11 protein-coding genes are annotated in these 14618 nt (G+C 69.9%); 9 read left to right on the forward strand and 2 right to left on the reverse strand.

Annotation, left to right across the window (positions count from 1 at the left end):
* From AC1DGE_RS15660 to AC1DGE_RS15670, 3 genes are all read left to right on the forward strand, one after another.
* On the forward strand, positions 1-2493 hold a 2493-nt coding region (locus tag AC1DGE_RS15660; RefSeq protein WP_476917769.1), incomplete at its 5' end, for a PEP/pyruvate-binding domain-containing protein.
* Positions 2494-2597: 104 nt separating this feature from the next.
* Positions 2598-3668, forward strand: a complete 1071-nt coding sequence (locus AC1DGE_RS15665; RefSeq protein WP_476917770.1) for an alpha/beta hydrolase — start codon at positions 2598-2600, stop codon at positions 3666-3668.
* A 58-nt stretch (positions 3669-3726) separates the two neighbouring features.
* The gene (locus AC1DGE_RS15670; protein WP_476917771.1) at positions 3727-4692 is read left to right on the forward strand and encodes an alpha/beta fold hydrolase; all 966 of its coding nucleotides are present in this window, start codon (positions 3727-3729) and stop codon (positions 4690-4692) included.
* Here the strand turns inward: AC1DGE_RS15670 and AC1DGE_RS15675 are convergent.
* A complete protein-coding gene (locus AC1DGE_RS15675; protein ID WP_441417953.1) occupies positions 4689-5432 on the reverse strand; it encodes a glycosyltransferase family 2 protein in 744 nt (247 codons plus the stop codon). The two genes, AC1DGE_RS15670 and AC1DGE_RS15675, sit on opposite strands and share 4 nt — an antisense overlap.
* Before the next feature lie 160 nt (positions 5433-5592).
* On the opposite strand from AC1DGE_RS15675, the gene AC1DGE_RS15680 reads away from it, so the two are divergent.
* Together AC1DGE_RS15680 and AC1DGE_RS15685 are read left to right on the forward strand one after the other, a co-directional pair.
* On the forward strand, positions 5593-5796 hold the full coding sequence (locus AC1DGE_RS15680) for a cold-shock protein (RefSeq protein ID WP_013599688.1): 204 nt from the start codon (positions 5593-5595) through the stop codon (positions 5794-5796).
* A gap of 172 nt (positions 5797-5968) precedes the next feature.
* Complete coding sequence (locus AC1DGE_RS15685; protein ID WP_476908963.1) at positions 5969-6604, forward strand: PAS and ANTAR domain-containing protein; 636 nt, start codon at positions 5969-5971, stop codon at positions 6602-6604.
* Between the two features lie 35 nt (positions 6605-6639).
* Here the strand turns inward: AC1DGE_RS15685 and AC1DGE_RS15690 are convergent, their stop codons facing one another.
* Positions 6640-8616: an APC family permease gene (locus tag AC1DGE_RS15690; RefSeq protein ID WP_441417955.1), complete on the reverse strand. Its 1977-nt coding sequence runs from the start codon at positions 8614-8616 to the stop codon at positions 6640-6642.
* A 169-nt stretch (positions 8617-8785) separates the two neighbouring features.
* Between AC1DGE_RS15690 and AC1DGE_RS15695 the strand changes: the two genes are divergently transcribed.
* The 4 genes from AC1DGE_RS15695 to AC1DGE_RS15710 are packed head-to-tail and all read left to right on the forward strand — an operon-like array spanning position 8786 to position 14556.
* Positions 8786-11470: a DUF4118 domain-containing protein gene (locus AC1DGE_RS15695; RefSeq protein ID WP_476917772.1), complete on the forward strand. Its 2685-nt coding sequence runs from the start codon at positions 8786-8788 to the stop codon at positions 11468-11470.
* Entirely contained in the window at positions 11467-12141 is a 675-nt protein-coding gene (locus AC1DGE_RS15700; protein ID WP_476892903.1) for a response regulator, read from the forward strand. Before AC1DGE_RS15695 ends, AC1DGE_RS15700 begins: the two co-directional genes overlap by 4 nt.
* 31 nt (positions 12142-12172) lie before the next feature.
* Positions 12173-12787 carry a DinB family protein gene (locus AC1DGE_RS15705; protein WP_476892904.1) on the forward strand — a complete coding sequence of 205 codons (615 nt, stop codon included), beginning with the start codon at positions 12173-12175 and terminating at the stop codon, positions 12785-12787.
* An 11-nt stretch (positions 12788-12798) separates the two neighbouring features.
* Positions 12799-14556, forward strand: a complete 1758-nt coding sequence (locus tag AC1DGE_RS15710; protein WP_476892905.1) for a sensor domain-containing diguanylate cyclase — start codon at positions 12799-12801, stop codon at positions 14554-14556.
* Positions 14557-14618: the final 62 nt, after the last annotated feature.

The following is a 14618-nucleotide window of genomic DNA, read 5'->3' on the forward strand; positions in this document are numbered from 1 at the left end:
CCCGCCGACAGCGCGCCCGGCGCCGTCGCAGCGGCTGGCCAGGCCGCCGGGCCGGGGCCGGCGGAACTGGACCGCCTGGCGGCCAGCGCCCRCGAACTGATCCTGTCAGCGCCGGTTCCGCCCGGCGTCGACGCGGCGCTGCGGGAGGCCTATGGCTTGCTGGGCGCGCAGCCGGCCGTCGCGGTGCGGTCCTCGGCCACGGCCGAGGACCTGCCCTTTGCCAGCTTCGCCGGCCAGCAGGACTCGTTCACCGGCGTCAGCGGCGCCGACGCCGTCGTCGACGCCGTGCGGCGCTGCTGGGCTTCGCTGTGGACCGACCGGGCGGTGGCCTACCGGTCCGCCAACGGGATCAGCCACCGCGAGGTGGGGCTCGCCGTCGTCGTCCAGCTCATGGTCGACGCCGCCACTGCCGGCGTGATGTTCACCGCCAACCCGGTGACCGGAACCCGGACCGAGACGGTGATCAACGCCAGCCCCGGCGCGGGGCAGGCTGTGGTGTCGGGCGCCGTGAATCCGGACCAGTTCACCGTGGACACCGCGACGGCGGCGGTCCTGGCCCGGGTTCCGGGCGACGGCGGTCCCGCACGCGGCTGGAGCCTGGCGGACGCCGAACTCACCGAACTGACCCGCCTCGGCGACGCAGTCCAGCGTCTCTTCGGCGCGCCGCAGGATGTGGAGTGGGTCATCGACGCCGCGGGCAAGGCCTGGCTGACGCAGTCCCGTCCGATCACCACGCTGTATCCGCTGGAGGATCCGTTCTCCAACACCCTGACCCCCATTGATCCGCCCTCGGCCGGGGCGCGCGTCTACCTCTGCGGCACCCTGTTCCAGGGGCTCACCCGACCGATCACGCCGATCGGGCTCGCGGCCCTCGGCCTGATGCGGAACCGCAAGGGCCCATGGCGGTACGTCAACCCCGGGCTGCGAATGTACGTGGACCTCACCGCGATTGTGCAGAACAAGTGGGGCCGCCGCTACCTGACGCGGGTGCTGCCGCTGGCGGACGGCAGATCGGCCGCGATCTTCCCCGAACTGCTGGCGGATCCGCGATTCGCGCTCAGGCAACGCCCCCGGAAGGCCCTCCCCCGGCCCGCCCGGGCCACCGGCGGTGGGCAGGTCCAAGGCGCCGAGGCCAGCACCACCCTGGCCATGCTCCTCGGCCTGATCCCGGCGCTGTTTGGCGCCGCCCTCCGGCCTGAGGCCGAACTTCGCCGGGCCGAGGCCTACGGAAAACGCCTCGAAGCGGAGCTGGTGCTGCCCGAGCCCGCCACCGCCGTGCAGCGGCTCGACTACACCGAACTGATCACCAATCGGACCATTGACGGGCTGATCCGCGCCACCCTGCCCGGGCCATCCGTGGGCTACATCATGCTGGCCGTGGCACGGCGGCTGCTTCGCGGCATCGCCCCGCCGCGCGAGCTGGAGGCGGTACTGCGCGGGCTGCCGCACAATGTGACCACCGAGATGGACCTGGAACTCTGGCAACTGGCCGTCGGGATCGGCGCCGATCCCGACTCGCGGGACGTCTTCCTGGCGCAGGACCCGGCGCGGCTCGCGGCGGCATACCGCGCCGGCTCGCTTCCCGCGCCGGCGCAGGCCGGGGTCCGTGACTTCCTGGTCCGGTACGGCCACCGGGCGGTGGCCGAGATCGATCTGGGCATGCCGCGCTGGTCGGACCAGCCGGACCACATCCTGGGAATGATCTCCAACTACCTGCGCGTCGAGGACCCCGAGCAGGCCCCGGACCGGCAATTCCGCCGGGCCGCCGAGCACGCGGAGGAGAGGATCCGCAGTCTCGTGGAGCGCGCCGGCGCCCGGGGCCAGTGGCGGGCCCGGCTGCTCGAGCTGTCCCTGCGCCGGGTCCGGGAGCTGTCCGGCCTGCGCGAGCTGCCCAAGTTCCACATCGTCAAGATCCTCGGCGAAATGCACCGGCAGCTGTTGCTGGTTGGCGAAGAGCTGGTGCGTGCCGGGGTTATCGCGGCGCCCGACGATGTGTTCTTCCTGGACTTCGCCGAGCTCCGGGTGGCCCTGCGGGGTGCCGGAATGCAGCCTCTCGTCGCGAGCCGCCGCCGCCTGTACGACGTCGAACTGCGCCGCCGCCACATCCCGCGGGTGTTGCTCTCGGACGGGACCGACGTGGAGGCCGCCGTGATGGCGAAGCGTCCGGCCACCGGCGCCCTGTCCGGGACCCCGGCATCGGCCGGCACCGCCACCGGGCTGGTCAGGGTGATCCTGGACCCGGTAGGCGCCCGCCTCGAGCCCGGCGAAATCCTGGTGGCCCCTTCGACCGACCCCGGCTGGACCCCGCTCTTCATGACGGCCGGTGCCCTGGTCATGGAGATGGGCGGCGTCATCTCGCACGGGGCCGTGGTCGCCCGTGAGTACGGGATCCCGGCGGTGGTGGGCGTGCCGGATGCCACCACGAGGCTGCACACCGGCCAGCGGGTCACCGTGGACGGCGCCGCCGGCACGGTCCAGGAACTGCCGGACTGAGCTCAGCCGCACCCAGGCGGAGGCCCGGGGCGTAGCCCCGGGCCTCCGCCGGGAACAGGCTGTCCTCACCGTGGTAGCACAGCCGTGCCAGCTAGAATGGCAGCATGACCCCGGCGGTCCAGCCACCACCCCAGCAACCCTTCCCGCAGCAGCCCGTGCAATACCCTGCACAGCCGGCCGGCGGCGCCTTCGGCCTCGCACGCCGCGCGCGCGGCGTGCTCCGCCGGGTTCCGGTGTGGGCCTGGCGGGTCCTGATGCACTCGCTGGGCCCGAGCGAAAAGGCCCGCTTCAACGCCGACCCCGTCACCGGCGTCGACTACTTCCACGACATTGACTTCGTGGGCGACGGCATCAGGGCTCACCGCCTGGACGTCATCACCCCGTCCGCCGCTGGGGCCGCTCCTGCGGACGGCGCCGGGCCGCAGCCGGTCTATGTCTACTTCCACGGCGGAGGCTGGACCTCGGGCGACAAGGCCTCGCTGACCAAGTACTGCGCCAGCCAAGCGGAGGGCGGGATGGTCGCCGTCAACGTGAACTACCGCCGGGCCCCGCGCTTCCACATGGCCCACGTCCTCCAGGACGCCAACGCTGCGCTGGCCTGGGTCCGCGACAACATCGCGGGCTTCGGCGGCGACCCCGCCAGGATTGTCCTCGGCGGCGACTCCGCCGGCGGCCAGATCGCCGCTCTCCTTGCCGCTGCCAGCTTCCGTCCCGAACTGGCCGGCCATTACGCGCTGGCGCCGGCAACCCCCGCCTCAAGCCTGCGCGGGCTGGTGCAGCATTGCAGCGTCGTGGACTTCTCCGTGTTCTTCGACAAGGGCTTCGTCCTCAGCCTGGATTTCGTCCGGATGCTCCTGCCCCGGGCAGCGCCCCGCCCTAGCCGGCGCCGCATCGCGGAGCTGCGCGGGGCGGCCGGCTTCCTGTCCCCGATCGAGTGGCTCGACGCCCGGTTCCCGCCGGTCTTCGTGACCACTTCGGAACGCGACTTCTTCTACGCCGCCAACCTCAACTTCATCGAGCGCCTGCGGCAGCACGAGGTGCAGGTCGACACCCTGATATACGGCTGGGACTCCCCAAACACCGAACACACGTGGCAGCAGGATTTCCGGTACCCGGAGTCGCAGGAGGTCTACCGCCGCCTGCACGCGTTCGTGCGCAGGGTGGCCGGCGCCTGAGGACCCCGGCGGACCGCCGTCCGGGAACCGCCCCCGCGCCGGGGGCTATGTTTAGTCCATGGCGTCAACAGGCCGCAACCTTCCGGGCACACCGGAACCGGACCCCGGAGTCTTCGGCTCGGGGCTCACCGACGAGGCCGCCCGGCTGGACGCCGCCCTGCCCGACGTCGACTGGTGCGCCCCGCCGTCGGGCTCTGTCCGCGGGACCTTCCATGCGCCGAGCGGTGAGCTGGCGACCTTGTCCATGGGCGACCCGGCCCATCCACGGGTGCTGATGGTCCCGGGCGCGACGGGGTCCAAGGAAGACTTCTCGCTGATGCTGCCCCGGCTCGCGGCCGCCGGCTACTTTGTGCTCAGCTGCGACATCGCGGGCCAGTATGAGTCCGCCGACGCCGGCCCCGAGCACCTCGACCCGCCGCGGGAGCACTACGACTACCAGCTCTTCACCGACGACCTGATCGCCCTGCTGGAGGACGGGGAGGGCGCCGCGCACGTCGTCGGCTACTCCTTCGCCGCGATCGTCGCGCAGGTGGCGTTCGCGCAACGGCCGGAGCTGTTCCGCAGCCTCACGCTGCTCAGCTGCCCACCCGAGCCCGGCAACAGCTTCCGGGGGGTCCAGCGGATCGGCCGGTTCAGCGGCTGGGCCAGCGCCAGGGTCGGCGCGGCGCTGATGATCTGGGGCATCCGCAGCAACGTGGTCCGCGTGGCGCCGAACCGGATCCGTTTCGTGAGATACCGCTTCCGCTTCACCCGCCGGAAGGCTGTGAACGACATTTTCGGGCTGATGCAGCACGCCCCGGACCTCCGGCCGGTCCTGGCCGCGGCGGCGCTGCCGAAGTTTGTCGCCGTCGGCGAACACGACCTCTGGCCGCTCGCACTGCACCGCCGCTTTGCGCAGGCGATCGGGGCGAAGATCTCCGTCTACCGCGGCGGCCACAGCCCCAGCGAAACGTCGCCGCACCAGATGAGCCGGGACCTGATCGCGCTTTACGCCGACGCCGACGGGACGCCGCCAGGCAGCTAGCGCCGGTGGGCGCGTTCCCACCTCTTGCGGCGGCGGCGCCGGCGCAGCGGGCGCTCGGACCTGAACTCGACGCCGAACGTCGTCCACGCCATCGACAGCCGGCGCCCGACGGCGTGCCGGCTTTCGAACGGCCGGGCCGAGACGCCTACCCGCAGCGCCGGCTCCCAGAGCACGGACACCTCCGGCGGGATCTGGTAGGAAATGTCGAGGTCGTCGTGCACCGGCGGCCTGCCCCGGTGGACCGTGCCGCGGATCTTTTCCCAGACGTCGGCCCGCAGGGCGAAATTTGAGCCAAACAGCGGCGGATGCCCCAGCAGGAGACCGATGGCCCAGAAGTAACCGGCAATCCAGATGTTCCGGCCCACCCAGCGCGCAAACCGCGTCCCGCCGTAGAAGTTCCCGGGCCCGCTCACCGCGGTCAGCGGACCGGCCTTGTCCAGGATGGCTTCGACACGTTCCAGCCAGTCGGCGGGCGGGACGGAGTCGGCATCCAGGCGCGCGATGATTTCCGAGTCCGCCTCGTCGAATCCGCGGGCGGTAGCCGCCGCGATTCCGGGCAGGTCGACGACGATCCGCCGCGCCCCGGCGGCCGTGCAGACCGCGGCAGTGTTGTCGGTGCTGCCGTTGTCCACCACGATCACCTCGTCGGCGCGGCGGCTCTGCCTGCCGAGTGCCGCCAGGCACGCGGCGAGCATCTGCGCATCGTTCCGGGTGGGAATGACCACCGAGATTGTTGTCATGGTGAGCCGACTATAGCTCCAGCCCGGGATTAACTCCCGCACTCAGCCTCTTGCACCGCGGCCCTGCGCCCCGTACGTTGGGGACAGCGGACGAATGTCTCCGCAGCCGTTGGCCTTCCGTGGCCGCCGGAGATCAGCAGCATTTCAGAAGGATAAAGGCATGGCTACAGGCACAGTTAAATGGTTCAACGCCGAAAAGGGTTTTGGCTTCATTGCCCCGGATGACGGGTCGGCCGACGTTTTCGCCCACTACTCGGCAATCGCTTCCAGCGGCTACCGCTCGCTGGACGAGAACCAGAAGGTCGAGTTCGACGTCACCCAGGGTCCGAAGGGCCCCCAGGCTGAGAACATCCGCCCGCTCTAAGCTTTCAGGAAGGCCCGGCCTGCCGGAACACTTCTCCTAGAAAACATGAAGCCCCTCCGGAGTCACTCCGGAGGGGCTTTGTTTCGTTGTCAGACAGTGGCCCTGCGATATTCTGGACCTTTCAGGCCCAGACGCAGGAACGCCGGGCGCAGTACGTCGAACGGCCCGGCCCATGACATCAAAGAGCAAATATCCGGGGTCAGTCCCTGACCGGGCCCCCAGCGACGACTTCCTCGACTGCCCCACCGGGCTGGTCGAGTACTACTTCGCCGACGGCGTTTTCCGCTGGTCTGACGGCCTCTACCGAATCTACGGGTATGAACGGGGCGAAGTGGTCCCGTCCATGGAAATGGTCTTCCCCCACCTCGAGCCCGAAGACCGGCCAAAAGTCCAGGCCTACTGGGAACGCGTGGCGGCCGTGGGCGGGCCATCGTCCATCTACGTCTCAATCCGCGACAAAAAGAACCGGCAGCACAAGTTGCTCTTCTCCGCGGACTACATCCTCGAAGGCAATACACCCGTCGGTGTCTGGGGCGTCATCGTGGACCTCACCCAATCAATCCATACTGACCGCCATCAACTCGCCACAGAAGCCGTCGCGGCATCCGCCCGCAACCGGGCGGTTATCGAACAGGCGAAAGGCATCCTCATGGGGCGCACGGGGGTCAACGCAGATGAAGCATTCGGGCTCATCAGCCAGTTGAGCGCCGACACGAACCGCAAGGTCACCGCCATTGCCAGCGAAATCGTCGAGCGCGCCACGGCCACGCCCAGGGAGGCGAAGAGCCAGGATCTTCCTACCCTGTAGCGCCCCCAGCCCGAGCCACTGGTTGCCGCCCAGTCCTAGCCGACGTGCACCCAGGGCCGCCGTGTGACATCGGGTTCGGCCTCGCGCAGCACCTCGCGGGTGACCGGCGCGATTTCTCCTTCGCCGAACGCGAGGAAGCGCAGCAGGTTGGTGAGCGGGTTCCCCTCGGTCCAGCGGAAGTAAATGTGTGGCATCAGCCCGGTCACATCCCGGATGTGCAGCAGCACCGAGGCGATCGTGTTGGGCACCACGGGGCCGTGCACTTCAAGGATCCGGTAGCCGTGCCGGGTGATTCCGCGGACCTCCAGTTCGGTTTCGAAGTCCGAGGAATCATCCACGATGACCTCCAGGAACAGCGCCCGGTAGTCCAGCGGCAGGTGGCTGACCTCAATCGCGGACTCGAGTTTTTGCCGGTACGCCTCCGCGCTGAGGCGCAGCGGCTCGTGGGCGACGATCCGGAGCGGCCCTTCCAGCTCGTCGGACATGAACTCCAGCGCCTGCCGGTCCAGATGGACGTGCGTGGCATGCAGCTCGAAGGACCGGCGGGCGCGGGAGAGCAGGGAAATCACGATGATGCCCAGGATGAAGATCGACGCGATCCGGATGCCTTCGGGGCGTTCGATGATGTTGGCCACGGTGGTGTAGATGAACACGACGGCAATGACGCCGAAGCCCACGGTGCGCTTGCGTTGCCGCTGGCGGCGGGCCGAAAGGGTCACGGCCACGGCCGCCGAGGTCATCAGCACCAGCACGCCGGTGGCGTAGGCGCCGCCCTGCGCGTCGACGTCGGCGTCGAAGAGCCAGGTGATCAGGAACCCGATGAGGGTGAAGACCAGGACCAGGGGACGCACGGCCCGGGCCCAGCCGGGGGCCATCCCGTAGCGGGGCAGGTAGCGCGGCACGAGGTTGAGCAGCCCGGCCATGGCGGAGGCGCCGGCGAACCAGAGGATGGCGATCGTGGAGATGTCGTAGACGGTGCCGAAGCCCACGCCGAGGTGTTCGTGGGCCAGGAAGGCCAGGGCGCGCCCGTTGGCCTGGCCGCCGGGCTGGAACTCCTGCTCCGGAATCAGCACCACGGTGGTGAAGCTGCTGACGATCAGGAAGGTGCTCATGATCAGGGCGGCGGTGGTCAGCAGTTTGCGCGCGCCCTGGATCCGGCCGGCCGGGTACTCTTCGGTATCGTCGGCATGGCCCTTGATCTGCGGCATTACGGCGACGCCGGTTTCGAACCCGGAGAGGCCCAGGGCGAGTTTGGGGAAGACCAGCAGCGCGAACCCGACCGCCAGCAGCGGGTTTCCGTGCGAGGTGGAGATGGCCTGCCACCAGTTGTCCACGGCCAGCGGATGGCTCAGCACCTCCCAAAGCGACGCGGCGACGACCACGACGTTCAGGCCCAGATAGAGTCCGACGATCACGACGGCGACGCCGATCGCTTCCTTGAAGCCGCGCAGGAACACCGCTCCGAGGAGGGCCAGCAGGATCAGGGTGACGGGGACGTTTTGTCCCTGCAGCCAACCGGGCGCCACCGGGTTCTGGACCAGGTGGGCGGTGGCGTCAGCGGCGGACAGCGTCATCGTGATCATGAAGTCAGTCGCGGCGAAGCCGAGCAGGACCAGGACGAAGAGCTTTCCGCCCCAGCGCGGCATCAGCCGTTCCAGCATGGCGATGGACCCTTCGCCGCGGTGGCTCTCGCCGGCGACGCGGCGGTAGACCGGCAGCGCGCCGAGCAGCGTAATCGCCACCAGGACGAGCGTCGCGAGCGGCGAAATCACCCCCGCGGCGAGCGCGGCGATGGCCGGCTGGTAGCCCAGGGTGGAGAAGTAGTCGACGCCGGTCAGGCACATGACCTGCCACCAGGTGTGCTTCTTCTCCTGGGCCGTGGGCACGCCGCCGGGGCCCTGGTGCGCGCCCTTGCTGTCCTGCAGCCCCACCAGCAGCCAATTCCGCAGGATGGTCCGGCGGGCGGGCTTCGGCGCCGACGGGTCTACCGGCGGCCTGCTCAGGGTGGTCATCTCGTCCTTTCCTCACGGCGCCTCTCTCACGGGCGGGCGCCGCATTCTGCCCCTCAGTTGCGAAGCTAGCAGCGGCCGGGACTCCGGCAGCCCCCCTGGCGCGGATCTTGATGAATCCTTTACGCCGCGCTCCTCCGCCGGGGCTTGGTCGGAATGGAAGAATGGCTGCATGGCACGTGGAACGCTGCGCATCTTCCTGGGGTCCGCCCCGGGCGTGGGCAAGACCTACGCCATGCTCCGGGAAGGGCACCGGCTCCAGGGCGCCGGCGAGGATGTGGTCGTCGCCTTCGCCCGCGACCGGGGCCGCCGCGAGACCCGCGCACTGCTGGCGGGTCTCGAAGTGCTTGGGCCAAGCCGGGTGCCCCTTGGCCGGCTCGACGTCGAGGAACTGGACCTGGACGCCGTCCTGCTCCGGGCGCCGGCCACCGCCCTGGTGGACGAGTACGCCCACTCCAACGCCCCCGGCAGCAGGAACCGGCACCGCTGGCAGGACATCGACGAACTGTTGGCGGCCGGGATCAACGTCCTGTCCACCCTCGACATCCACCAGCTTGCCTCCCTGGCCGACGTCGTCAGTGCGATCACCCAGGGCCGTCCCGCGGAAACCGTCCCCGACGGGGTCGTCCGGCGGGCCGACCAGCTCCAACTCGTGGACCTCTCCCCCGACCTCCTGCGGCAGCGTGTGGCGGCCGGCAAAATTGTGCCGCCGGACCGGGTGGACGCGGCACTGTCCAACTACTTCCGCCCCGGGAACCTGGCGGCCCTGCGCGAACTCGCGCTGTTGTGGCTGGCCGACCGGGTGGACGAGGGCTTGGCCAGCTACCGGGAGGGTAAGCGGATCAGCAACAGCTGGCCGGCCCGGGAACGGGTCGTGGTCGGACTGGCCGGGGGCACCGAGGGCGAGGCGCTGATCCGCCGCGGCGCCCGGTTGCTCCACCGCGTCAGCGGCATCGACCTGCTGGCCGTCCATGTCAGGGCCTCCGAAGGGATCGCGGACGAGTCGCCGCAGGCCCTTGAAGGGCAGCGGCAGCTGGTCCAGGACCTTGGCGGCAGCTACCACGTGGTCACCGGCGAGGATCCGGCTGAGGCGCTGCTGGAGTTCGCGCGCAGCGTCAATGCCTCCCAGCTGGTCCTTGGCGTCTCCCGCAAGGACCCTGCAGCCCGCCTGATGGCGGGCCTCCGTGGCGGGGGCACCACCGCCAGGGTGCTCCGCGCTTCCGCCGGCATCGATGTCCATCTCGTGCCGCAGGAGCGTGCCCCAAGCGGTGTGCGCCGGAACCGGCACAGGGACCTGGGCAGGCTCCGCGTCAGCGTCGGCTTCGGCCTCGCTGTTGTTGTTCCTGCGCTGCTCCAGCTGCTGCTGGCGGTCAATCCGGACAAGAACCTGGCCACGTCCATGCTGGTGCAGCTGACGGGTTCCGTGGCTGTGGCGCTGGTCGGAGGGCTGTGGCCTGCGATCTTCGCCGCGCTGTGGAGCAGCCTGCTGGTGAACTACTTCTCCACCCCACCGTTGGGCAACCTGACCATCAGCGACGCCCAGAATGTTCTCGCCCTGCTGGTCTTTGTGGGCGTGTCCGCCGCCGTCGCCGTCGTCGTCGACCTCTCCGCGCGGCGCTCCAAGGAGGCCGCCCGGGCCAGGGCCGAAGCAACTACGCTGGCCGAGTTGTCACGCGGCGCAGCGGGTTCCGAAGACACCGTCACGGGCCTGCTGGAACAGGCTCTGGACGTCTTCCAGGTCCGCGGCGCCGCCCTGTTCGGCCTGGCTGGCGGCGACGTCGACGCCGAGCCGGGACCAGCGCAGTGGCGGCTGCTGGCCGGCGTCGGCGACTTTCCACCCGTGGCAGCCCGCCAGGGCGGGGGCCCGTCGACCACTGACGGACCGTCCGGGGACAACGTCGAACAGATCAATGCCACCACCCGGCTGGTCCTTTCCGGGCGGGTGCTTCCGGCCAGCGACCGGCGTCTGCTTGGAGCGTTTGGCGTGCACCTGCTGGCCCAGCTGGAGAACCAGCAACTGCAGGCCAGCCGGAGCCAGCTGGCCCGCCTTGCTGAAAGCAACACGGTACGCACCTCGCTGCTCCGCGCCGTCTCGCATGACCTCCGCACCCCATTGGCCGGCATTAAGCTCGCGGTCGGGGGCTTGCGTCAGCCCGGTGTCCGCTACAGCCGGGAAGAGGAACAGGAGCTGCTGGCGACCATCGACGAGTGCTCCGACCGGCTCGATAGCCTGGTGGGAAACTTGCTGGACATGTCCCGGATCACCTCCGATTCCGTCACCCCCATGCTCCGGCCCGTGCGCTGGTACGAGGTGGTGGGCGGCGGCCTGCACGGAGTCCCGGCCGGACGGGTCCGGGTGGAGCTGCCGGCGAACATGCCGGAGGTGGAGGCGGATCCCGGAATGCTTGAGCGTGTCATCGCGAACATCGTGGAAAATGCCGTGAAGTACGCCCCGGATTCGGACATTGTGCTCACGGGCAGCAGCGGCGGACTCAGTCCCGCAATGGTGGGTGGCCGGCCCGCCGGGGAGATGCGGATCATCGACCACGGCACGGGAGTCCCGGCGGAGAAGGTCGTGGAGATGTTCCGTCCCTTCCAGCGTCTGGACGACGCGAGCCGGGCCAGCGGCGTCGGCCTCGGCCTCGCCGTGGCTAAAGGGTTCACCGAGGCCATGGGCGGCCGGCTCAGCGCGGAGGCCACGCCGGGAGGCGGTCTGACCATGGTCATCAGCCTGCCGATCTCCGAGGGTGCACCCTTCCGGGAGGACCCGGACCAGGCGCCGCTGGAGCCCCAGTCCGCCCTGGTCCGGCGCCACCATGCACCGCCGATCCTCTCTTCCCCCACGGACGTACCATGACCGCAGTGCTGGTGGTCGACGACGACCCCTACCTGTTGCGCGCCCTGCGGATCACGCTGCGGGCCCACGGCTATGACGTCACGGCGGCGGCGGATGGCCGGTCCGCGCTCCTGGCTGCGGCCCGAATCCCGCCCGCGCTGATCGTCTTGGACCTTGGCCTCCCGGACATGGACGGCACCGAAGTCCTCGCGAAACTCCGCAGCTGGAGCCAGGTTCCCGTGCTGGTGCTGTCCGCCCGCCATGGCTCGGACGACAAAGTCCAGGCTCTCGACGCCGGCGCCGATGACTACATCACCAAGCCGTTCGGGCTGGACGAGCTGCTGGCCCGTCTGCGCGCGCTGCTGCGCCGCAGCGCCGATCCGGAGCACGAACCGGTGGTCACAACCGACGCCTTCACCGTGGACCTCGGCAAGCGCCGGGTCACCCGCGACGGCGAGGACGTCCGGCTCACGCCGACGGAGTGGAAAATGCTGGAAGTGCTGGTCCGTAACCCGGAGAAGCTCATCACCCAGCAACAGCTGCTGTCCGAGGTATGGGGTCCGGCCTACGCGAAGGAGACCAACTACCTCCGGGTGTACATGGCCCAGCTTCGCCGCAAGCTGGAATCGGATGCCGCCTCACCCCGGCACCTGCTCACCGAGGCCGGGATCGGCTACCGCTTCCAGCCCTGAAGCGGCGGGCGGCCCCGGTAGGATTCCGGGCATGGACGAGAAGGAGATTCTGCACCGCTACCTGCGCCTGCGCCGCGCCGAACTGCTGGCCAAGCTGGACGGTCTGGATGAGTACGACATCCGCCGGCCCGTGACGCCCACCGGAACCAACCTCCTGGGCCTGGTCAAGCACGTGGCCAGCGTCGAGATCGGCTACTTCGGCGAAGTGTTCGGCCGCCCCCACGCCCAGCCCCTGCCCTGGCTGGAAGAGGGTGCCGAACCGGATGCCGACTTGTGGGCGACCCCGGACGAGACCCGGGACCAGATTGTGGAACTGCACCACGCCGCCGCTGCCCACAGCGATGCCACCATCGAGGCCCTTCCGCTGGACGCCCCGGGCGAGGTTCCATGGTGGGCCGAGGACCGCCGGCACGTCACGCTGCAGCAGATCCTGGTCCACTTGTGCGTTGAAACGGCGCAGCATCTGGGCCATGCGGACATCCTCCGCGAACTCATCGACGGGACGGCCGGGAAAGGACCCGGCGACCCAAACCTGACGCCACGTACTGGCGAGGATTGGGCGGCCCACCGGAACAGGATAGAGACGGCCGCCCGGGCGGCCGCGAGGGCGGCAGCCCCGGTTTTCCGTCGGGAGCCGCCGCAATAGATACTGGGGCAATGAATATTCACAGCGCTCTCGCCCTGGAGAACGCACGGCAGCCGCCGCTGCCGGAGGTACCCGCCCAGCTGCGGGCCGTGCTCAACGGCATTCCGGCGATGGTGGGCTACTGGGATGCCGAGCTGCGCAACCGGCTGGCCAACGACGCGTACCGCAAGTGGTTCGGGGTCTCCCCCGAGGAACTGCACGGCATCCACATCCGGGATTTGCTCAGCGACGCCGTGTACGAGGCCAACTACCCCCACATTTCCAAGGTCCTCGACGGCGAGCCGCAGCTTTTCAAGCGCACGCTCACGGATGCCGCAGGTGCGACGCGTTTCGCCGAGGTCTCCTACATGCCGGACCTGAGCGACGGCGGGGTTCAGGGCTTCTTCGTGATGGTCACGGACATCACCGAGCGGGTGCTCGCCGAGCGCCGCCAGCAGCGGGACACCGACCGCTACCGGGCACTGGCGCGCAGTGTCCCCGGCGTCTTTGTCCTGCTCTTCGATTCGGAACTGCGCTACCTGATCGCCGAAGGCCAGGAGCTGGAGGCCTTCGGCTACCGCTCCGCCGAGCTCGAGGGCCGGCGGATCCACGATGTGCTCGACGGCGCCCTCGCCAACGAACTGGAACCCCGCTACCGCGCCGCGCTGTCCGGCCAGGAGGTCTCCTGGACCCGGCAGATCGGGCCCCGCACCTACCGACTGAAGGCCGGCCCCGTTTACTCCGACGACGACGCAACCGCCGGCATGGTGGTGGCGGTCGACGTCACCGATCGGCTCCGGCAGGAACAGACGTGGGCCGCGCTGCACGAGATCGCCACCGCCGTCGCCCGCAACGCCGCCCCGGCGGCCATCTCGGAGCAGGTCGCTTTCATTGTGCGGGACCTCTTCCAGGTGGACTCGGCCGCCGTCGTCCGTTTCACCGGCGCACTGTCAGCGGAAATCGTGGCGATGGCGCCGGCGTTGCCGCCCACCCTGAGCCGCACGCACGTTTTTTCGCCGACCGACATCTCGGCCACCGTCCGCGTCGCCGTCACGGGCAAGCCCGCCCTGGTGGTCTACGGCCCGGAAGGGGGCCCCGCCGCCGAGCAGATGCGGGCCGGAGGTTTCCAGTCCGCGGCGGGCGCCCCGATCAGGGTCCACGGCAGTTTGTGGGGCGTGGTTAACCTGACCTCGAAGTCCAGCACGGGCGTCACCGAGGTGATGCTGGAACGGCTGGCCCAGTTCGCCGAACTGGTGGAAATTGCCATCGGCAACACCGAGGCCCGCGCCAGCCTGGAGCGGCAGGCCACCACCGACCAGCTCAGCGGCCTGCCCAACCGGCGTGCCCTCGAGCAGCACCTCTCGCACGAGATTGAACTGGCGGCCACCCGCGGCACCAGCCTCAGCGCCGTCGTCCTCGACATCGACCACTTCAAGAAGGTCAACGACACCTTCGGCCACATCATCGGCGATGTGGTGCTCGCGGATGTCGCGGCCCGGCTCCGCGGCGTCGCCCGCCAGGATGAGATCGTGGCCCGCTTCGGCGGTGAGGAATTCGTCTGGCTGCTGCCGGGGACGGACGGCGCCGAGGCCCTGCTCGCGGCGGAACGGGCCCGTAAGGCGATCGAGTCGGAGCCGTTCGGCGAGGTCGGCTCCATCACGGTTTCGGCCGGCGTCTGCGAACTCCGCGACGCCGGCAGCCACAGCCTGCTGGCCTGCGCGGACCGGGCGCTGTACGCGGCCAAGCACGCCGGCCGCAACCGCAGCGAACGCTACGGCGCCTCACGCTAGGGCGTTCCCGGCTCGCGGCCGCGCTCCGGCCGGCCGCGGCCAGCCGGAGCGCGGCCGCGTCG

The sequence above is a fragment of the Arthrobacter sp. 05N425 genome, from assembly GCF_056397125.1.